The following is a 19429-nucleotide window of genomic DNA, read 5'->3' on the forward strand; positions in this document are numbered from 1 at the left end:
CGTCATGCGCGGGCCTCCGAGCGTGCTGTCTCCACAGGTGCTGACTCCGAACGTGCCGATTCCGAACCTGCTGACCCCAAGAAGTGCTGCAGGGTGCGTTCGGGGTCGCCGGTGACCAGCGCCTCGCCGACGAGCACGGCGTCGGCGCCGTCGCGGCGGTAGCGGGCCACGTCGTCGGCGGTGCGCACGGCGGACTCGGCGACCCGGATCACGCTGTCGGTGATGCGGTCGGCGAGCCGGCCGAACAGTGCCGAATCGAGGGTGAAGGTGCGCAGGTCCCGGGCGTTGACGCCGACCACCCGCGCGCCGACGGCGAGGGCTCGGTCGACCTCGTCCGCGTCGTGCGCCTCGACCAGGGCGGTCATGCCCGTCTCGGTCACGAGGCGATGCAGTCGGGCGAGCGCTGCGTCGTCGAGTCCGGCGACGATCAGCAGCACCAGGTCGGCGCCGGCGGCGCGCGCCTCCAGAACCTGGTACTCGGTGGAGACGAAGTCCTTGCGCAGCACCGGCAGGTGGACCGCGGCGCGGACGGCGGTCAGGTCGGCGAGCGAGCCGCCGAACCGGCGGCCCTCGGTCAGGACGCTGATCACGGCGGCGCCGCCGCGCTCGTAGGCGGCGGCGAGGGCGGCGGGGTCGGGGATGGCGGCCAGGTCGCCGCGGGACGGACTGCGCCGCTTGACCTCGGCGATGATGCGGATACCGGCGTGCGACCGGCCGAGGGCGGTGAGTGCATCGCGGACGGGCGGCGCGGCCAGGGCGGCGCGCTCGACCGCGGCCAGGTCGACGGTGCGCCGCCGATCAGCGGCATCGGCGGCGGCTCCGGCCATCAACTCGTCGAGGAGGGAGCTTGCGGAGACCGTCGTCGCCGTCGCGGTCGTCGTGCCGGTCACGATCAGGACCGCGCGCCCTGGGACGGAGCGGTGCGGCCACGGTTGCCGTGGGCGCCGAAGCCGAGCCTGGCGAGCACCGCGCCGACGATCAGCCCGATGGGCACGATCGCGGCGCCGATGAAGACGGCGGGCAGCACGTCGAGGAACAGGGCGAGGGTGCCGATGAAGACGCCCACGAGCATGATGACCACCGCGATCCAGGCGGCGGGCGAGGATCCCTCGCCGAGTTCCTCCGACTCGTTCGACATGCCGCCATCCTATCCGGGGGGCGCGGCCGGGCCCGTGGGGTCGGCGCCGCGGGTGAGCAGGTCCCAGTCGTCCACGGGATCGCCGGTGGTGCGCACGGCCCGCGCCGGCCGGTAGCGGCGTCCTCCCACCGGCCAGCGCCGGGTACGGGCGAGCACCGCGACGCCCAGGGCCGCGAGCAGCGGGCCGCAGGCTGCGGCGACGAACGGCCAGATGGTCGACACGGCCGACCGGATCACCTGCCGGACGGTGTCGGCGCCGGTGAGCGCGGTCTTGGCGGTGATCGCGGTGGTCGCCGCCCGGGCGGGGTCGAGGCCCGCGGGCAGCGCGAGCGCAACGACCGCGACGCCGATCAGCAGCAGCAGCACACCGAGCACCACCCGGGCCGCGCGACCGGCGATCGACAGGGCGGCGGCGAGGGCCAGCAGCGCGAGGCTGAGGGCGCTGAGCGCCGGCGCGGCGGCGGGCCCGGTCACGACCACCGAGCCGGGCGGCACGTCGAGCGCGACGGTCGCCCAGGTGGCCGTACCGGCGATCAGCAGCAGTACGCCGAGCGCGGCCAGTAGGACGACCGCGACCAAGCGCTCATATCCCGCCCTTCGGGCGGCGAGGTCGCGGCCCGCCGTCCGGACGGCGGGTTGTTCGCGGCCCGCCACCGGACCATCGCTCATCGCCCGACGGGCCGCATCCGCTCGGCGATCGCGATCGCCGTCAGCGGTGCCGCGGCCTTGTTCTGCGACTCGACGTACTCCGCCTCGGCGACCGAGTCGGCCACGAGGCCGCCGCCCGCCTGCACGCGGGCGACCCCGTCGGCGATGAGGGCCGTGCGGATGGCGATGGCCAGGTCGGCGTCGCCGGCGAAGTCGAAGTAGCCGACCACGCCGCCGTAGACGCCGCGGCGGGCCGGCTCAAGCGCGTCGATGATCTCGAGCGCCCGCGGCTTAGGCGCGCCCGAGAGGGTGCCGGCGGGGAACGTGGCCCGCAGCACGTCGATCGGGCCGACTCCGTGCTCCAGGTCGCCCTCGACGCTGGAGGTGATGTGCATGATGTGGCTGAACCGCTCGACGCGCATGAACTCGGTCACCTCGACCGTGCCGGGCACGCACACCTTGGCCAGGTCGTTGCGGGCCAGGTCGACGAGCATCAGGTGCTCGGCCCGCTCCTTCGCGTCGACGGCCAGCTCGGCCGCGAACGCCTCGTCCGCCTCCGGAGTCGCCCCGCGCGGCCGGGAGCCGGCGATCGGATGGCTGAAGGCGCGCCCCTGCGCCACCTTCACGAGCGCCTCCGGGGAGGAGCCCACGACGGCGAAGGGCGAGCCGTCGGCACGCTCCAGGCCGAGCAGGTACATGTACGGCGAGGGATTCAGCTGCCGCAGCACGCGGTAGACGTCGAGCGGATCGACGTCGGTCGTCAGGTCGAAGCGCTGCGCCAGCACCACCTGGAACACGTCGCCGGCGCGGATGTGGCCCTTCGCCGTCTCGACGGCGGCGAGGTAGTCCGCCCGGGCGGTGCGCGCGACGGGACGGGGGACGGCGTCGAAGTCGACACTCGCAAGCTGCGCCTCGGTGGGGGCCGCGAGCCGCGTCTGCAGCAGATCGAGTCGGCGCTGCGCATCCGCCCACGATGCCTCGGCGCTCTGCGTGCCGTCGTTCAGCAGGGTCGCGATCAGCGAGACGGTGCCGGTGCGATGGTCGAGCGCCGCGAGCTCGGACGAGAAGACCATCGCGAGCTCGGGCACGTCGAAGTCGGCCGGGGGCGGATGGGGAAGCCGCTCGAGCAGGCGCACGGCGTCCCAGCCGATGTAGCCGACCAGCCCGCCGGTGAGCGGCGGTGTACCGGGGATCGGCGGCGACTGCCACCGGCGGTGCAGTTCCTCGAGCGCGACCAGGTAGTCGGCGGGGACGGCGGCGTCGAACGCACGGTCCGCCGAGACGCCCCAGTCGAGCCACGCGGCGCGCCCGTCACGCTCGACGACGGCGCCGAACGCGGCGACGCCGATGAAGGAGTACCGGCTCCAGAGGCCGCCCGGCTCGGCGGACTCGAGCAGAAACGAGCCCGGCCGCATGCTGCCGTCGCGGCGCAGCGCCAGCTTGCGGAAGATGCCGAGCGGCGTCTCGCTGTCCGCGAACAGCCGTCGGACGACCGGGACGACGAGGCGGCCGTCCAGCTGCTCGTCGAACGCCTCGCGGGTCGTCGTCCCCGCCATCCCGGCGTCGGTCGTGCCGGGCTCGGTCATGCGGGGCCTTCGGGCAGCACGACCGCTTGGAGCGGCTCCACGTCGAAGCACGCGTGCGCGCCGGTGTGGCAGGCCGGGCCGACCTGCTCCACGGTGACGAGCAGCGCATCCGCATCGCAGTCGAACGCCGCCGCGCGCACCAGCTGGATGTTGCCGGAGGTGTCGCCCTTGCGCCAGTACTCGGCGCGGGACCGGGACCAGAAGGTGACCCGGCCCTCTGTCAACGTGCGGCGCAGCGCCTCCGCGTCCATGTAGCCGAGCATCAGCACCGTCCCGGTGCCCTGCTGCTGGATGACGGCCGGCAGCAGACCGTCCGCGCCGAAGCGCGCCTTCTCGATCGCCTGCTGCGCGTTCGTCGTCACGGCGACCATTCGACCACGGCGGCTGCGGTCGGCGTGCCCGCCGGGGTGACCGAGCCGGCGGAGCGCGAGGCGGTCACCGGACGACGACGCCGGCCTCGGCGAGGACCGCCTTCACCTGCGCGATGGTGAACGTGCCGCGGTGGAAGACGGAGGCGGCGAGCACCGCGTCGGCACCGGCTTCGACCGCCGGCGCGAAGTGCGTCAGCGCGCCGGCTCCGCCGGACGCGATGACGGGAACGCTGCTGACGGCTCGCACGGCGGCGACCAGGCCGATGTCGTAGCCCTCGCGGGTGCCGTCGGCGTCGATGGAGTTGACCAGCAGCTCGCCCGCACCCGCGTCGATCGCGGTGCGGGTCCACTCCAGCGCATCCAGCTCGGTGACGGTGCGGCCGCCGTGGGTGGTGACCGCGAAGCCGGAGGGGCGGCGGTCGTCCCGCAGCACGTCGAGGCTGACGACGCACACCTGGGCGCCGAAGTGCTGCGCGATCTCGGTGATCAGCTGCGGTCGCGCGATCGCGGCGGAGTTGACACCGATCTTGTCGGCGCCCGCGGCGAGCAGCGCGTCGACGTCGGCGACGGAGCGCACGCCGCCACCGACGGTCAGCGGGATGAAGACCTGCTCCGCGGTGCGGCGGACGGTCTGCAGCATCGTGCCGCGGGCCTCGACCGTGGCGGTCACGTCGAGGAAGGTCAGCTCGTCGGCGCCCTGCTCGGCGTACCGGGCCGCGAGCTCGACCGGATCGCCGGCGTCGGCGAGGCCGGCGAAGCGCACCCCCTTCACCACGCGGCCGGCGGCGACGTCGAGGCACGGGATGACGCGGGTGGCGAGGCTCATCGGCTCCCCCTCCTTCGATTCAGAGGCGGGCGGCGTGGATCGCGGTGACCAGGATGGCGCGCGCGCCCAGGTCGTAGAGGCCGTCCATCACGACGTTCATGTCGTCGCGCGGCACCATGACGCGCACGGCCGCCCAGGCGGGATCGTGCAGCGGCGACACGGTCGGCGATTCGATCCCGGGCGCGAGCAGCGCCGCCGCGTCCAGCAGCTCGCGCCGGATGTCGTAGTCGACCAGGACGTACCGGCGCGCGACGAACACGCCGTGCAGGCGGCGCTGCAGCACCTCCAGGCCCGGGGGCCGAGCGGCGCCGGCGATCAGCACTGCGGTGGACTCCAGGATGGGCGGCCCGAAGATCGCAAGGCCCTGCGCGCGCAGGGTCGCGCCGGTCTCGACCACGTCGGCGACGGCGTCCGCGACCCCCAGCCGCACGGCGGTCTCCACGGCGCCGTCGAGGTGCACCAGGGTGGCGTCGACGCCCGCCCGCTGCAGGAAGCCGCCGACGAGGCCGGTGTAGCTGCTGGCGATGCGCCGGCCGGCGAGCTGCTGCACGTCGCTGAACACGCCGACCGGGCCGGCGAACCGGAACGTGGACCCCGCGAAGCCGAGCGCGGACACCTCCGTCGCGCTGGAGCCGGAGTCGATCAGCAGGTCGCGGCCGGTGATGCCCGCCTCCAGGGCACCCGAGCCGACGTAGGTGGCGATGTCCCGAGGGCGCAGGTAGAAGAACTCGACCGCGTTGCGGGCGTCGGTGAGGGTCAGCTCCTTCGGGTCGCGACGTGTGGCGTAGCCCGCCTCGCGCAGCATCTCGGCCGCCGTCTCGGCCAGCGACCCCTTGTTCGGCACGGCGACCCGGAGGATCGGCGACGGCTCAGCGGAGGGCTTGTCTGCGGGCATCAGAGATACCTGTAGAGGTCGGCGGGGGTGAGACCGCGGGCCAGCAGCAGCACCTGCAGGTGATAGAGCAGTTGCGAGGATTCCTCGGCGAGGCGCTCGTCGCTCTCCCACTCCGCGGCCGTCCAGACCTCGGCCGCCTCCTCGACGATCTTCTTGCCGATGGCGTGGATACCGGCGTCCAGCTCCGCGACCGTGCGGGAACCCGCCGGGCGATCCACGGCCTTGCCGGCGAGCTCGGCGAACAGGCCGTCGAAATCCTTCACCCGACCAGGGTACCGGGCGGCCATTCCATCCACGGATCAGGTGAAACGGCCCGAGTCCGACCCGACAACGGGAGAGCGCGACAGCAGGACAATGTCCCGACAGCAGGCTGCTGGTCGACGGTGAACCTGCTGTCAGGACCCTGTCCTGCTGAAGTGCTCTCGCGCGGGCGGGTGAGGAGGGTCTGCAGGAGGGGCGGAGGGGGCGGGGTCAGGAGGGGGCGGTGCCGGCGGCGAGGGCGCGGAGGGCCGTGATCGCGGCGTCCGGGTCGTCGGCGCCGAAGACCGCCGAGCCTGCGACGAAGACGTCGGCGCCTGCCTCGGCCGCGATCCGGATGGTGGATTCGCCGATGCCGCCGTCGACCTGGATCCACACGTCCCGGCCGGCGACGGCGCGGCGCACCTCCGCGACCTTCACCATCATCTCGCGCATGAACTGCTGACCGCCGAAGCCCGGCTCCACGGTCATCACGAGGATCTGGTCGAACTCCTCGATCGCAGCGAGGTAGGGCGCGGCGCCCGTACCCGGCTTCAGGGCGATACCGGCACGCGCGCCGGCCTGCCGGATCGAGCGCGCAGTCGCGATCGGCTCGCGCGCCGCCTCCGCGTGGAAGGTCACCGTCTGGGCGCCCGCCTCCGCGTACCCGGGCGCCCAACGGTCCGGATCGTCGATCATCAGGTGCACGTCGAGCGGCAGCGCGCTGACCTGCGCGAGCCGCTGCACCATCGGCAGCCCGAACGTGAGGTTCGGCACGAAGTGGTTGTCCATCACGTCGCAGTGCACGGCGTCAGCGGAGGGGATCCGCGCGATCGCCGCGGCGAAGGCGCTGAAATCGGCGGACAGGATGCTTGGCTCGATTCTGACCACCACGCCTCCGACCTTATTCGGCACCGCCCAGGGGTCGGTGGACGCCCTCCCCCTGGACCGGAGGGTGCGCTGGTTCTCCGCGGTCGCGGACGTGGGGCTCGCCGCTCGGGGTGGCGGGACGGATCAGGAGGCGTCGTGCTGCGCCAGGAACGCGCCGATGAGGTCGCGGAACGCCTCCGGCTGCTCGAGGTGGCTGCAGTGGCTGACGCCGGGGACGACGTGCGAGCAGACGTCGGGGATGCGCCGGGCGAACGGCGCCCACGTCTCGGGGGTGGCCTCGTCGAACTCGCCCGCGACGACGAGCGTGGGCGCGGTGATGGCGTCGAGGCGATCAACGAGCGGCAAGGCGCCCTCGATCGGGTCGCCGGCGTCGTGAGCTGCACCCACGTCTTCAGGTCGCGCAAGGGCACGGTTCGGGTCCGGGTGGACATGGATTTCAGCATGCTCCGGAGCGGTGTCGTGACGAGACCGTTCGAGCAGGATTTCGCATGGTCGAGAGGGCGCGGGTCAGTGCCGGGATCCGACCGGGAGGCCCCGCCGCCTGACCTCGGCGGTGAGCGGCACTCCCGGGCGGTAGGCGAGGTGCGCGGCGCTCGGCGCGTCGAGGACGTGGAGGTCCGCCGGGCCGCCGACGCGGATCGCGCCGACCGCATCGGGTCCGTCGTCGAGGCCGAGCACGCGGGCACCGCCGCGGGTCGCCGCCCACAGCGCCTCCGCCAGCGTGAGGCGCTGCTGCAGCACGGCCGTCGCGACGCAGAACGCCATCGACGTCGTGTAGCTCGAGCCGGGGTTGCAGTTGCTCGCGATCGCGATCGGCACCCCCGCGTCGGCGAGGCGCCGTGCGGGCGCAAGGGGCTCGCGGGTGCTGAGGTCGGCGGCGGGCAGGAGGACCGCGGTCACCGCCGCGTCGGCGAGGGCCGCGATGTCCGACGCGGAGACGTGGTTGACGTGGTCGACGCTCGCGGCGCCGAGCTCGGCTGCGAGCGCGACGCCTCCTGAGTCCCCGAGCTGGTTGCCGTGCACCCGGAGGCGGAGCCCGGCGGCGCGGCCGGCGAGCAGCACCTCCCGCGACTCCTCGACGTCGAAGGCGCCGGTCTCGCAGAAGACGTCGATCGCGTCGACGAACGGCAGGACCGCGTCGAGCATCGGACCGACGACGAGGTCGAGGTAGTCGCGGCGGTCGACTCCGGCGGGCAGGAGGTGGGCGCCGAGGTAGGTGACGGAGTCCGCGACCTCCCTCCCGATGCGAGCGAGGCGCGCCTCCGATGCGACATCGAGACCGTAGCCGGTCTTCGTCTCGAGCGTCGTGGTGCCGAGGCCGTACGCCTCGGCGCGGAGGCGGGTGGAGGAGGCACGCAGCGCGTCGTCGGTGGCGGCCCTGGTCGCGGCGACCGTGGTGGCGATGCCGCCCGCTTCGTATGCCCGTCCGGCCATCCGTGCCTCGAACTCGGCGGCGCGATCGCCGGCGAACACGAGGTGCGTGTGGCTGTCGACCCAGCCGGGCAGCACCGCGCGGCCGCCGAGGTCGGTGCGGATGTCCGCATCCGGGGCGGCGGCGGCGGGGCCGATCCAGGCGATCCGGCCGTCCTCGACGACGAGCGCCGCGTCGGTGAGCCGGGTCGACTCCGCAGGCGTCGGGGCGTCGTGGGTGGTCAGCTCCGCGATCCCGGTCAGCAGCTCACTGTTCACCGATCAGGCTCGTTTCCCGACACGCCGTTCGCCGGCGACGACCGTCGTGAGGACGTCGGAGCCGGTCGCGGTCAGGATCAGCTGCTCCGGGGCCGAGCCGCTGGTCCTCGGGGAGTCGAGCGCCAGCTCGACGAAGTCGGCCGGGTCGCCGGCCGCGAAGGCGTTCGGCGCGAGGCCGAGGCTCGCGGCTCCGCGCGTCGTTCCCGCCGCCAGCAGCTCCGCCGGGGTGAAGCGGCCCCGGCGGCCGGAAGAGAGCCGCTCCCCCGCCTCCAGGCCCCGGATCTCCAGCAGCGGGTCGATCACCGACTGGCCGTCTGAGCCGAGGGCGATCCGGGCGCCCGCGTCGGCGAGCGCCCGCGCAGGGCCGATGCCGTCGCCGAGGTCCGCCTCCGTCGTCGGGCAGAACGCGACCGTCGCGCCGGCAGCCCCGACCCGCGCCACATCGTCGGCCGACAGGTGCGTGCCGTGCACGAGCGTCGTCCGCGGCGAGAGCACGCCGAGCCGGTCGAGCGCCGCGACGGGGGTCTCGCGGTGGCGGGCGAAGAACGCGTCGGTCTCCCGGGGCTGCTCCGCCACGTGGAGGTGCAGGGGCACGTCTGCGGGCAGGCCCGCAACGATGCGCTCGATCGCCGGCAGCGGAACGGCGCGGACGGAGTGAATCGCGGCGCCGAGCGTGACGAGCGGGTCGTCGCCGAGCGCCTCCCGGAGCGCACGCCAGCGGGCGAGGTAGCCCTCCGCGTCGCCGTCGCCGAAGCGCCGCTGCTCGGGACCGAGCGGGCTGCCGTCGACATCGGCGCTGAGGTAGCAGGTGTCGAGGAGGACGAGCCGGATGCCGGCTTCGCGCGCGGCGTCGGCGAGGGCCAGCTCCATCGCGTGCGGCGGATCGTACGGGCGGCCGCCCCGGCGGTGGTGGACGTAGTGGAACTCGCCGACCGCGGTCCAGCCCGCCTGGACCATCTCCGTGAAGACATCGCGCGCCATCGCACCGTACGACTCCGGCGTCAGCGCGGCCGCGAGCCGGTACATCGCGTCCCGCCACCGCCAGAAGTCGCCGCCCTCGTCATGCGTGCGGCCGCGGAGGTCCCGGTGGAACGCGTGCGAGTGCGCGTTCACGAACCCCGGCACGACCAGCTGCAGGATGCGGTCGGCGTCCTCCGGCGCGGCGCAGTCATCGACGGCGGCGATCCGGCCGTGATCGACCGTGAAGCGCACGGCGGCACGCGTGCCGGCGGGGGTGACGACGACCTTCGCCCAGTACGGGGTCGGGGTGGTCTCGGGGCTCGCTTCGCTCGCACCTCGACCAGCGTGTTCGGCGGGGTGGGCGGGGGGTGCGGTCATGAGGCGAGGTCTCGGAGGATCTGCTCCAGGGCGTCGACGCCGGCGTTCAGGTCCGCCTCCGACGCGTCCTCCTCCGGGGCGTGGGAGACGCCGGTCGGGTTGCGGACGAAGAGCATCGCGGTCGGCAGGTGCGCCGCGAGGACGCCGGCGTCGTGGCCAGCACCCGTCGGCAGCGCGGGGACGCCCCCGAGCGCCGCATCGAGCTGCGACCGGAGGGTTGGGTCGAAGACGACCTCGTCGCTCCAGCTGCCCGCCTCGATCGCGAACCCGCAGCCGTTGCGGGCGGCGGCGAGCGCGGCGGACTCCGCGATCCGCGCGACGACGGCGCGGACCGTCCCGCCGTCCTCCGCGCGGACGTCGAGCGACAGTTCGACGCGGGAGGCGATGACGTTCGTGCCACCCGGTACGGCCTCGATCCGGCCGACCGTCGCGCGCGTGCCGGGGACCGCGAGCGCCGCCTCCTCGACCGCGAGGACGACGCGCGCCGCCGCCACCACCGGGTCGGTGCGGTCCGCCATGCGGGTCGAACCCGCGTGATCGCCCCTGCCCGTGATCGTGAGGCGCCAGCGGCCGTGCGCCAGGATGCCGGTGGCGAGGCCGACGGGCGCGTCCAGGTCGACGAGGCCGCGGCCCTGCTCGACGTGCAGCTCGACGAACCGGCCGATGCGGGACAGGGTCGCGTCATCGCGACCCGCGCGGTCCCGGTCGAGCCCGTCGAACCCCTCTGGGAGCACGGCGAGCGGATCGACCGCCCCGGTCAGCAGCCGCGAGCCGAGGCAGGCAATCCCGAACCGCGAGCCCTCCTCCTCCGCGAGCACGGCGACGGCGAGGGGCCGGATGGGAGCGAACCCGGAGGCACGAAGGCGCCCGACCGCGACGAGCGCCGACACGACGCCGAGCGGACCGTCGAGCCGGCCGCCCCCCGGCACGGAGTCGAGGTGGCTGCCGGTCACGACGGAGTCGGGACCGGGCGCTCCCCACCACGCCCAGAGGTTGCCGTTCCGGTCGGCGACGACGTCGAGGCCGATCCCGGTCGCGCACTCGACGAACCAGGCGCGCAACTGCAGGTCCGCCGGGCCGAACCCGGGGCGGGTCCAGCCGCCGCGCTCGTCGCGTCCGATGTCGTCGAGCTCACCCAGGAGACCGAGCACGGTCAGGTCCGCGACGACGCTCATGCGCGCGAGTTGAGCTCCGGCACCGACGGCACCCACAGCCCGCGCTCGGCCGCGACCTGGTGCGCCCGGTCGTAGCCGGCGTCGACGTGCCGCATCACCCCGGTGCCGGGATCGTTCGTCAGGACCCGCGCGATCTTCTCCGCCGCGAGGTCGGTGCCGTCCGCGACGATCACCTGCCCGGCATGGATCGAGCGGCCGATCCCGACGCCGCCGCCGTGGTGGATCGAGACCCAGGTGGCACCGGAGGCGGTGTTCAGCAGCGCGTTCAGCAGCGGCCAGTCGGCGATCGCGTCGGAGCCGTCGGCCATCGCCTCGGTCTCCCGATAGGGCGAGGCGACGGACCCGGAGTCGAGGTGGTCGCGGCCGATCACGATCGGCGCGGACAACTCGCCCGACGCGACCATCTCGTTGAACTTCAGCCCCGCCAGGTGCCGCTCCTTGTAGCCGAGCCAGCAGATCCGGGCGGGCAGGCCCTCGAACTCGATCTTCTCGCCGGCCGCCTCGATCCAGCGGCGCAGCCGGTCGTCGTCCGGGAACAGCTCGAGGATCGCGCGGTCGGTCGCCGCGATGTCCGCGGGGTCGCCGGACAACGCGACCCAGCGGAACGGGCCTTTGCCCTCCGCGAATAGCGGCCGGATGTAGGCGGGGACGAAGCCGGGGACCGCGAACGCGTGCTCGAAGCCGCCGAGCTGCGCCTCTGCGCGGAGGGAGTTGCCGTAGTCGAAGACCTCGGCGCCCGCCTCCTGGAAGCCGACCATCGCCGCTACGTGCGCGGCCATCGACGCACGAGCGGCGACGGTGAACCACGCGGGGTCCGCGTCGGCGCGCTCGTGCCACTCGGCGAACGGCACGCCGACCGGCAGGTAGTGCAGCGGGTCGTGGGCGCTCGTCTGGTCGGTGACGATGTCGACCGCCACGCCGCGGCGGAGCAGCTCGGGCAGCACCTCGGCCTGGTTGCCCTCGAGGCCGACCGAGAGCGCACGGCGTTCGGCCTTCGCAGCGAGGACGCGGGCGAGGGCGTCGTCGAGATCGTCCGCCACCTCGTCGAGGTACCGCTTGTCGCGGCGGCGCTCGAGCCGGCTGCGGTCGACGTCGACGACGAGCACCGCGCCGCCGTTCAGCGTGACCGCGAGCGGCTGCGCGCCGCCCATCCCTCCTGCGCCGGCCGTGACCGTCAGGGTGCCGGCGAGCGTGCCGTCGCCGCCCTTCGCCCGCAGCGTCTCGGCGACCGAGGCGAACGTCTCGTAGGTGCCCTGCAGGATGCCCTGCGTGCCGATGTAGATCCACGAACCGGCGGTCATCTGCCCGTACATGGTCAGCCCGAGCGCCTCCAGCCGCCGGAACTCCGGCCAGGTCGCCCAGTCCCCTACGAGGTTCGAGTTCGCGATCAGCACCCGCGGCGCCCACTCGTGGGTGCGGAAGACGCCGACCGGCTTGCCGGACTGCACGAGCAGGGTCTCGTCGAGCTCCAGCTCGCGCAGCGTGCGGACGATCGCGTCGAACGCCTCCCACGACCTGGCCGCCTTGCCGGTGCCGCCGTAGACGACGAGGTCCTCCGGGTGCTCGGCGACGTCGGGGTCGAGGTTGTTCATCAGCATCCGCAGCGGTGCCTCGGTCTGCCAGCTCTTCGCGGTCAGCTCGGTGCCGCGCGCGGCGCGGACTGCGGGAACGGTCGACTGCTCCATGGGGCTCCTTCGTTCTTTGGCTGCCAGTGCACACCACTGCCCGGCCGACGGGATCGGATACGGTCGTCTCCCGTCTCGGATCCGAGACGCGAAACATCGTGGTCACAGGACGAGGGCGGTGGAGGTGGCGGCGGTCGACGACGCGCAGGTGCCCGCGGCGGAGGCGACGCTGCGGATCCTCACGTTCCTCGCCGGGCAGCGCGGTCCCGTCGCGGCGGCGACGATCGCGGCCGCGATCGGCGCGCCCCGGTCGACCACCTACCACCTGCTCGCGGCGCTGGACCGGCACGGATTCGTGCTGCATCTGCGCGAGTCGAGACGGTACGGGCTCGGGATCGCCGCCTTCGAGCTGAGTTCCGGGTACTCCCGCCAGGAGCCGCTGACCCGGCTCGGCGTGCCCGTCATCGCGGCGCTCGCCGACCGGCTCGGCGAGAGCGCCCACCTCGCCGTGCTGCACGGCCGCGATGTGGTGTACCTGGTCGAGGAGCGCGCCCGTCATCGACGGGTGCTGGTGACCGATGTCGGTGTGCGCCTTCCCGCGCACCTCACGGCGAGCGGACGGGCGATGCTCGCGGCGCTGCCCGCCGCGCAGCTGCGCGCGCTGTACCCGGACGCGGCGGCGTTCGTGACCCGGAACGCGGCGGGACCGGCGGGCCCGGCCGACCTGCGCCGCCTGCTCGCGACCGCGGCGCAGGACGGGTTCGCGACGGAGGAGGGCAGCGTGACCGCGGGCCTGACCTCGATCGCCGCGGTCGTGCTCGGCCCGAACGACTGGCCGGTCGCCAGCGTCGCGGTGACGTTCGAGACACAGGGGACGGCCGACCGTGCCCGCATCCTCCAGCAGGTCCGGCGCGCCGCGGCCACCCTCTCCCGCCGCGTCGGAGGCTCGATCGGCGACCCGCCGAACCGTCCCGCGCCCACCCAGAAGCGTGCCACCCAGTAGCAAGGATTTGTCACCAGACGGAAACATTCGCTGCCATCCGCGGAAACGTGGCGTCGCTACGGTGACGGCATGACAGCGGAGCCGGCCACCGGCCAGGGCATGCGCACCATCGATCGGGCGCTCTCGCTGCTCAGCCTCGTGTGCACCGCGGGCGAGATCTCGCTCGCCGAGGTCGCCAGGGGCGCCGACCTCTCCCCGAGCACCGCGCTGCGCCTGCTTCGAGCGCTCGAGGCCCGCGAGTTCGTGCGGCGCGGCGCGGAAGGTCTGTTCACCGCCGGGCCATACCTGGTCCAGCTCGGTGCTGCGGCGCTGTCCAACGATTCGCTCATCACGCTGGCCCGCCCCGCGATGCAGCGGGTCGCCGCGATCACGACCGAGTCCTGCTACCTCAGCGTCTTCGGGGCGGGGCACACCGCGATGCACCTCGCGATCGTGGAGGGCACCCAGTCGGTGCGCCACGTCGGCTGGGCCGGCCGCAGCATCCCGCTGGACGGCACGGCGGTGGGTCGCGTGCTGCTCGGTGAGGCCGGTCCGGACGGGTACGTCGTCGTCGCGGAGGGCGCCGAGAAGGACGTCACCGCGGTCTCCGCGCCCATCCGGGTCGCGTCCCGCGTCGCCGGCGCCCTCTCCTGCCTCGTCCCCAGCTACCGCGTCGTCGATCCGCGGGACCTCGTCCGGATCGGCGACTGCCTGGTCGCGGAGGCCGAGACGGTGCTGGCCGGCCGCATCGCGGCGGCGGGAGCCACCCGATGATCACCTTCGAGCACGTCGAGAAGCGCTACCCGGACGGCACCGTCGCGATCGGCGATCTCAGCTTCACGGCCGCGACCGGTCAGCTGACGACGCTGGTCGGCCCCTCCGGATGCGGCAAGACCACCTCCCTCCGGATGATCAACCGCCTCATCCAGCCGACCGGCGGCCGGATCCTGCTCGACGGCGAGCCGACGCTCGACATGGATCTGATCACCCTGCGGCGGCGGATCGGCTACGTCATCCAGCACGTCGGCCTCTTCCCGCACCGCACGGTCGCCGACAACGTCGCGACCACCGCGCGGCTCGCCGGCATCGGCAAGCGGGCGGCGCGGACCCGGGCGACCGAGCTGCTGGAGCGCGTGGGGCTGGCTCCCGAACTCGCAGCCCGGTACCCGTGGCAGCTCTCCGGAGGCCAGCAGCAGCGCGTGGGCGTCGCGCGTGCGCTCGCCGCCGACCCCGACGTGCTGCTGATGGACGAACCGTTCAGCGCCGTCGATCCGGTCGTCCGCGCTCAGCTGCAGCAGCAGTTCCTGCAGCTGCAGCGCGAGCTCGGCAAGACCATCGTCATGGTCACCCACGACATCGACGAGGCCCTCACCATGGGTGACCGCATCGCCGTGTTCCGCACGGGCGGCGACCTGGTGCGCTTCGCCCCGCCGGAGGAGTTGCTGCGCGAGCCCGGCGACCGGTTCGTCGCGGACTTCGTCGGCGGGGACCGCGGCTACCGCGGGTTGGGCTTCGTGCACGCGCGCTCGCTCACGATCGACGACGAGGAGGCGCTGGTGGTCGGCGCCGAACGGGCAGCGGGCGAAGCCGGCTGGCGGCCGGTCGTCGACGCCGCGGGTATCCCGCTCGGCTGGTCCGGCCCCGGCGAGGCCGGCCCGGTGCTGGCCGAGCAGATCACCGTCACGAGCACGCCCGCCCGGCGGGACGACTCCCTCCGGCGCCTGCTGAACGCGGGGCTCAGCGCCCCGGACGGGCGCGGGATCGTCGTCGACGGCGACGGCCGGTACGCCGGCACGGTCGCGCTCGCGGAGATCACCGGTGCGCTCGTCCGCGAGCGCGGGGCGGCCGAGCCCGCATGATCGATTTCTCCTGGATCGCCGTGTCCGCACCCGCGATCGTGGGGCTGCTGGTGGCTCACCTGGTGCTGAGCGTCGTGCCGGTCCTGATCGGGTTGGCGCTCGCGATCCCGGTCGGCTGGTTCGCGTACGGCGTCCCGGTGCTGCGGACCCTGATCCTCGGCGTGTCCGGCGTGCTCTACACGGTTCCGTCGCTCGCACTGTTCGTGCTGCTGCCGAGGATCATCGGTACCAGGATCCTCGATCCGATGAACGTGGTGGTGGCGCTCGCGGTCTACGCGTTCGCGCTGCTCGTGAGGACGGTCGTCGACGGCCTCGGCTCGGTGTCGCCGGAAGCGCGGCAGGCCGCCGAGGCGATGGGCTACCGCCGCCTGGGCCGGTTCCTCACGATCGAGCTGCCGATCGCGACTCCGGTCGTGCTGGCCGGGCTGCGCGTCGCGACGGCGTCCGCCGTCAGCATCGTGTCGGTCGCGTCGCTCATCGGCATCGACCAGCTCGGCTCGCTCTTCACGCAGGGCATGCAGCTGCAGTTCGTCACGCCGATCGTGGTCGGCATCGTGCTGTGCCTGCTGCTGGCGGTGTGCCTGGACGGCCTGATCCTGCTCGCCGACCGGCTGCTCACGCCGTGGCGTCGCCGGAGCGGAGCGACCGCATGACCGACTACCTCTTCGTACCCGCGCACTGGGTCGGCCAGGAGGGGATCCTCACGCTCCTCGGACAGCACATCGCCTACAGCGGCGCGTCCCTGCTCCTCGCCCTGGCGATCGGACTGCCGATCGGCATCCGGGTGGGACAGACCGGTCGCGGGACCGCCGTGATCGCGGGTGTGGCGAACTCCCTCCGCGCACTGCCCTCCCTCGGGCTGCTCGTCCTGCTCGTCGTCCTGCTCAGCCCTGCGTTCGCCTCCGATCTCGCGTTCCTCGTGCCGAGCCTCATCGTGCTCATCGTGCTGGCCGTGCCGCCGGTGATGACCGGCGCCTACGCCGGCATCGCGGCGGTCGACCCCGCCGTGGTCGATGCGGCGCGGGGTATGGGGATGACCGACCGCGCGATCCTGTTCGGCGTGCAGCTGCCGTGCGCGCTGCCGCTGATCCTCTCCGGCGTCCGCGGCGGCGTCCTGCAGATCGTGTCGACCGCGACGATCGCCGCCTCGGTCTCGCTCGGCGGGCTCGGCCGCCTGATCATCGACGGACTGGCCGCGAACGACTACGGCCAGATGGTCGCCGGGGCCGTGATGGTCGCGCTGCTCGTGGTCGTGCTCGACCTGCTGTTCGTCCTGCTGGGCCGCTTCGTCGTGTCGCCCGGCCTGACCCGGGCCGTCCGCGCTCGCCGCCCGATCCCCTCCCCCGCCGCCATCTCCGGCTGATCACCGACCGCACATCCCTGCAGCACCATCCCCCAGCACCATCACTTCCGAAGGAACGAGACCGCCATGCACCTGCGCACCCGAATCGCCGCCATCGCCGTGATCGCGGCGATGCCGATCTCCCTCACCGCCTGCTCCTCCGGTGATCCGCTCGCGGCCGCTCCGGCGAAGAGCAGCAGCGACAGCAGCGGCAGCAGCGGCAGCACGGGGACCACGTCGATCGTCGTCGGATCGGCGAACTTCCCCGAGAGCGAGCTGCTCGCCACGATCTACGCGAAGGCGCTGACCGGCGTCGGCGTGAAGGCGACGACGAAGCTGAGCATCGGGAGCCGTGAGGTCTACTTCCCGGCGCTGAAGGACGGCTCCATCGACCTGCTGCCCGAGTACACGGGCGCGACGCTCAGCTATCTCGACCCGAAGGCGGAGGCCAGCTCGCCCGACGACGTCGCCGCCGCGCTGAAGACCGCCCTGCCGTCCGGGGTCGAGATGCTGACGCCCTCCGACGCCGCGGACGCGGACACGCTCACCGTGACGAAGGCGACGGCCGCGAAGTACTCGCTCACCACGATCTCCGACCTGAAGCCCTACGCGTCGAAGCTCGTCGTCGGCGGGCCGCCGGAGTGGAAGACCCGCAAGGAGGGGGCCGTCGGCCTCAAGACGCTCTACGGGCTGAACTTCAAGCAGTTCCGGGCACTCGACGCGGGCGGACCGCTGACCATCGCAGCGCTGAAGAACGGGCAGATCGATGCCGGCGACGTCTTCTCGACGGACCCCAACATCGCGGCACTGTTCCCGCTGAAGGACGACAAGAACCTGTTCCCCGCGCAGAACATCGTGCCGCTGATCGCCTCCGCCAAGAAGTCCGACACGGTCGACGCGGTGCTGGACAAGGTCTCGGCGGCGCTCACCACCGACGACCTGGTCGAGATGAACGCGAAGCTGACGGACAAGCAGCCGATCGACACCGTCGCCGCCGACTGGGTGCAGGCGCACGACCTCGGCTGAGCACCCGTCCGCGGGGTCGGCGGCGCGTGCCGCCGACCCCGCGGATGGCAGGATCTCGGCGTGACCGCCATCGTCCCGCTCGGGACTCGACCGCTCACCACCGCCGACGTGGCGGCGGTCGCCGACGGCGCTCCGATCGCCGTCTCCTCCTCCGTCCTGCACGCGGTGGAGGCGGGGCACGGCGCTCTGCTCGACCTGGCGGCGACGGGGACACCGATCTACGGGCTGACGACCGGGGTCGGCGACCGCGTGGGCGACCCGATCGGCCCGGCGGATGCGGCGCGGCGCCAGTTGGTGCTGCTCGCGAGTCACGCGAGCGGGGTCGGCGAGCCGTGGGAACCGCGCGTCGTCCGCGCGATCACGGTCGCGGTCGCGCAGGCCCTCGCGCACGAGCGCAGCGGCGTCCGGGCGACGCTCGTTGCACGCCTCGTGTCGATGCTGAACGCGGGCGTCGTGCCGTGCGCCCCGCGCGGCGGATCGGTTGGCTACCTGATCGCGACCGCGCACATCGGGCTGGTCGCGTTCGGCCGAGGACGCGCCCGCTTCGGCGGGGAGCTGCTGAGCGGCGCCGAGGCGATGCGCCGCGCCGGCATCCCGACCGACGGTCCGGGGCCGCGCGAGGGGCTTGCCCTGATCAGCGGCGTCCACGAGATCAGCGGACTCGGCGCGCTCGCCGTGACGAGCGTCGACCGGGTCCTCCGGAGCGCGGATGTCGCGGCGGCGATGTCGCTCGAGGCCCTGCGCGGCACCTCCTCCGGCTCCGACGCCCGCGCCCAGGCGGTCCGGCCGCACCCCGGTCAGGCCGCGACCGCGGACCGGCTGCGCGCCCTCGTCGACGGCAGCGGAATCCTCGCCGCGAGCCGGGAGCGGCGCCTGCAGGACGCGCTCAGCCTCCGCGCCGTGCCGCAGGTCCACGGCGCTGCGCGGGACATGCTCGCCTATGCGACGAGGGTGATCGAGACCGACCTGAACAGCGTGACCGACAACCCCGCCTTCGTCGACGACGGCGGCGGGCTGATCGCCCTGCCGAACGCGAACGGGCACGGGGCGCCCGGCGCGCTCGCGCTCGACGCGCTCGCGATCGCGGTGTCCCAGTTCACGAGCATGTCGCAGGCGCGGACCGACCGGCTCACCACCGCGAGGCTGAGCGGCCTTCCACCGTTCCTGGTCGACGCGGGCGGCGACGATCCCGGGCTGATGATCCCGGCCTACGCGGCGGCGGCGCTCTCGGGCGAGGTGCGGCACCTCGCATCGCCCGCGAGCGTGCACAGCGTCTCCACCTCCGCCGGGCAGGAGGACCACATCAGTCAGGGGGTCACCGCCGCCGACCAGGCCGTGCGCGCCGCGGACCTCGCCGCCGGCGTCATCGCGATCGAGCTGCTCTGCGCGGCGCAGGGGCTGGAGTTCGCGACGGAGCAGCCGGGTCGCGGCACGGCCGCCGCCCGCGCACTGATCCGGAGCGTCGTGCCCGCCTACGCCGCCGGCCGCGAGCCCTCCCTCGACATCGCGGCGATCCGCGCGCTCGTGGTGAGCGGGGAGCTCGCGGCCGTCGCCGAAGCGGCGGCGGGTCTGCGCTGAGGGCTCAGCCGAGCGGTCCGGTGATCGACTCGGCAGCGGCGCGGATCGCGCCCGATGCGACGAGGCCGAACGCCGACCGCGCGGCGTTCGCGCGGCGCGGCGAGGGCGGCTGGCCGGCGGCGGCGCTCACGGTCACGCTGCAGCGCGTCGCGCTTGCGCCGAACCTCCGTCCTACAGAACGGAGAGCGGTGCGACCGATCAACCTCGAGGAGCGCGTCCGCGC

General features: G+C 73.7%; 22 protein-coding genes. 7 read left to right on the top strand and 15 right to left on the bottom strand.

Annotation, left to right across the window (positions count from 1 at the left end):
* Positions 1–2: 2 nt before the first annotated feature.
* The 14 genes from trpC to hutU form a co-directional block, all read right to left on the bottom strand.
* On the bottom strand, positions 3–827 hold the full coding sequence (trpC, locus tag ACFE7H_RS05535) for an indole-3-glycerol phosphate synthase TrpC (RefSeq protein ID WP_375400369.1): 825 nt from the start codon (positions 825–827) through the stop codon (positions 3–5).
* A 65-nt stretch (positions 828–892) separates the two neighbouring features.
* On the bottom strand, positions 893–1138 hold the full coding sequence (locus ACFE7H_RS05540; RefSeq protein ID WP_375400223.1) for an HGxxPAAW family protein: 246 nt from the start codon (positions 1136–1138) through the stop codon (positions 893–895).
* Positions 1139–1147: 9 nt separating this feature from the next.
* The gene (locus ACFE7H_RS05545; RefSeq protein ID WP_375400224.1) at positions 1148–1807 is read right to left on the bottom strand and encodes a Trp biosynthesis-associated membrane protein; all 660 of its coding nucleotides are present in this window, start codon (positions 1805–1807) and stop codon (positions 1148–1150) included.
* Complete coding sequence (locus ACFE7H_RS05550) at positions 1804–3372, bottom strand: anthranilate synthase component I (RefSeq protein ID WP_375400225.1); 1569 nt, start codon at positions 3370–3372, stop codon at positions 1804–1806. The genes ACFE7H_RS05545 and ACFE7H_RS05550 overlap by 4 nt, the downstream gene beginning before the upstream one ends.
* Positions 3369–3743 (bottom strand): phosphoribosyl-AMP cyclohydrolase, encoded by a 375-nt coding sequence (gene hisI, locus ACFE7H_RS05555; protein ID WP_375400226.1) that lies wholly within the window; start codon positions 3741–3743, stop codon positions 3369–3371. Before hisI ends, ACFE7H_RS05550 begins: the two co-directional genes overlap by 4 nt.
* 64 nt (positions 3744–3807) lie before the next feature.
* A complete protein-coding gene (hisF, locus tag ACFE7H_RS05560) occupies positions 3808–4569 on the bottom strand; it encodes an imidazole glycerol phosphate synthase subunit HisF (protein WP_375400227.1) in 762 nt (253 codons plus the stop codon).
* A gap of 19 nt (positions 4570–4588) precedes the next feature.
* Positions 4589–5428 carry an ATP phosphoribosyltransferase gene (gene hisG / locus ACFE7H_RS05565; protein ID WP_375400370.1) on the bottom strand — a complete coding sequence of 280 codons (840 nt, stop codon included), beginning with the start codon at positions 5426–5428 and terminating at the stop codon, positions 4589–4591.
* Between the two features lie 35 nt (positions 5429–5463).
* Complete coding sequence (locus ACFE7H_RS05570) at positions 5464–5727, bottom strand: phosphoribosyl-ATP diphosphatase (RefSeq protein WP_375400228.1); 264 nt, start codon at positions 5725–5727, stop codon at positions 5464–5466.
* Positions 5728–5935: 208 nt separating this feature from the next.
* Positions 5936–6595, bottom strand: coding sequence for a ribulose-phosphate 3-epimerase (gene rpe, locus ACFE7H_RS05575; RefSeq protein WP_375400229.1), 660 nt, complete (start codon positions 6593–6595; stop codon positions 5936–5938).
* Between the two features lie 120 nt (positions 6596–6715).
* Positions 6716–7075, bottom strand: coding sequence for an alpha/beta fold hydrolase (locus ACFE7H_RS05580; protein WP_375400371.1), 360 nt, complete (start codon positions 7073–7075; stop codon positions 6716–6718).
* Positions 7076–7099: 24 nt separating this feature from the next.
* A complete protein-coding gene (gene hutI, locus ACFE7H_RS05585) occupies positions 7100–8281 on the bottom strand; it encodes an imidazolonepropionase (RefSeq protein WP_375400230.1) in 1182 nt (393 codons plus the stop codon).
* A gap of 3 nt (positions 8282–8284) precedes the next feature.
* A complete protein-coding gene (locus tag ACFE7H_RS05590; RefSeq protein ID WP_375400231.1) occupies positions 8285–9619 on the bottom strand; it encodes a formimidoylglutamate deiminase in 1335 nt (444 codons plus the stop codon).
* Positions 9616–10794 carry an allantoate amidohydrolase gene (locus tag ACFE7H_RS05595; protein ID WP_375400232.1) on the bottom strand — a complete coding sequence of 393 codons (1179 nt, stop codon included), beginning with the start codon at positions 10792–10794 and terminating at the stop codon, positions 9616–9618. The genes ACFE7H_RS05590 and ACFE7H_RS05595 overlap by 4 nt, the downstream gene beginning before the upstream one ends.
* Positions 10791–12479, bottom strand: coding sequence for a urocanate hydratase (gene hutU / locus ACFE7H_RS05600; RefSeq protein WP_375400233.1), 1689 nt, complete (start codon positions 12477–12479; stop codon positions 10791–10793). The genes ACFE7H_RS05595 and hutU overlap by 4 nt, the downstream gene beginning before the upstream one ends.
* Before the next feature lie 124 nt (positions 12480–12603).
* On the opposite strand from hutU, the gene ACFE7H_RS05605 reads away from it, so the two are divergent.
* The 7 genes from ACFE7H_RS05605 (at position 12604) to hutH (ending at position 19206) form a co-directional block, all read left to right on the top strand.
* Complete coding sequence (locus ACFE7H_RS05605; RefSeq protein WP_375400234.1) at positions 12604–13422, top strand: IclR family transcriptional regulator; 819 nt, start codon at positions 12604–12606, stop codon at positions 13420–13422.
* A 69-nt stretch (positions 13423–13491) separates the two neighbouring features.
* Entirely contained in the window at positions 13492–14175 is a 684-nt protein-coding gene (locus tag ACFE7H_RS05610; protein ID WP_375400235.1) for an IclR family transcriptional regulator, read from the top strand.
* Entirely contained in the window at positions 14172–15260 is a 1089-nt protein-coding gene (locus ACFE7H_RS05615; protein WP_375400236.1) for an ABC transporter ATP-binding protein, read from the top strand. Before ACFE7H_RS05610 ends, ACFE7H_RS05615 begins: the two co-directional genes overlap by 4 nt.
* Entirely contained in the window at positions 15257–15913 is a 657-nt protein-coding gene (locus ACFE7H_RS05620) for an ABC transporter permease (RefSeq protein ID WP_375400237.1), read from the top strand. Before ACFE7H_RS05615 ends, ACFE7H_RS05620 begins: the two co-directional genes overlap by 4 nt.
* Positions 15910–16623, top strand: coding sequence for an ABC transporter permease (locus ACFE7H_RS05625; RefSeq protein WP_375400238.1), 714 nt, complete (start codon positions 15910–15912; stop codon positions 16621–16623). The genes ACFE7H_RS05620 and ACFE7H_RS05625 overlap by 4 nt, the downstream gene beginning before the upstream one ends.
* A 66-nt stretch (positions 16624–16689) precedes the next feature.
* Positions 16690–17628: an ABC transporter substrate-binding protein gene (locus tag ACFE7H_RS05630; protein ID WP_375400239.1), complete on the top strand. Its 939-nt coding sequence runs from the start codon at positions 16690–16692 to the stop codon at positions 17626–17628.
* A 60-nt stretch (positions 17629–17688) separates the two neighbouring features.
* Positions 17689–19206 carry a histidine ammonia-lyase gene (gene hutH, locus ACFE7H_RS05635; protein WP_375400240.1) on the top strand — a complete coding sequence of 506 codons (1518 nt, stop codon included), beginning with the start codon at positions 17689–17691 and terminating at the stop codon, positions 19204–19206.
* 4 nt (positions 19207–19210) lie between these two features.
* Here the strand turns inward: hutH and ACFE7H_RS05640 are convergent, their stop codons facing one another.
* Entirely contained in the window at positions 19211–19342 is a 132-nt protein-coding gene (locus ACFE7H_RS05640; protein WP_375400241.1) for a hypothetical protein, read from the bottom strand.
* Positions 19343–19429: the final 87 nt, after the last annotated feature.

Origin of the sequence: uncultured Amnibacterium sp., assembly GCF_964250715.1 — a bacterium.
Taxonomy (GTDB): Bacteria; Actinomycetota; Actinomycetes; order Actinomycetales; family Microbacteriaceae; genus Amnibacterium.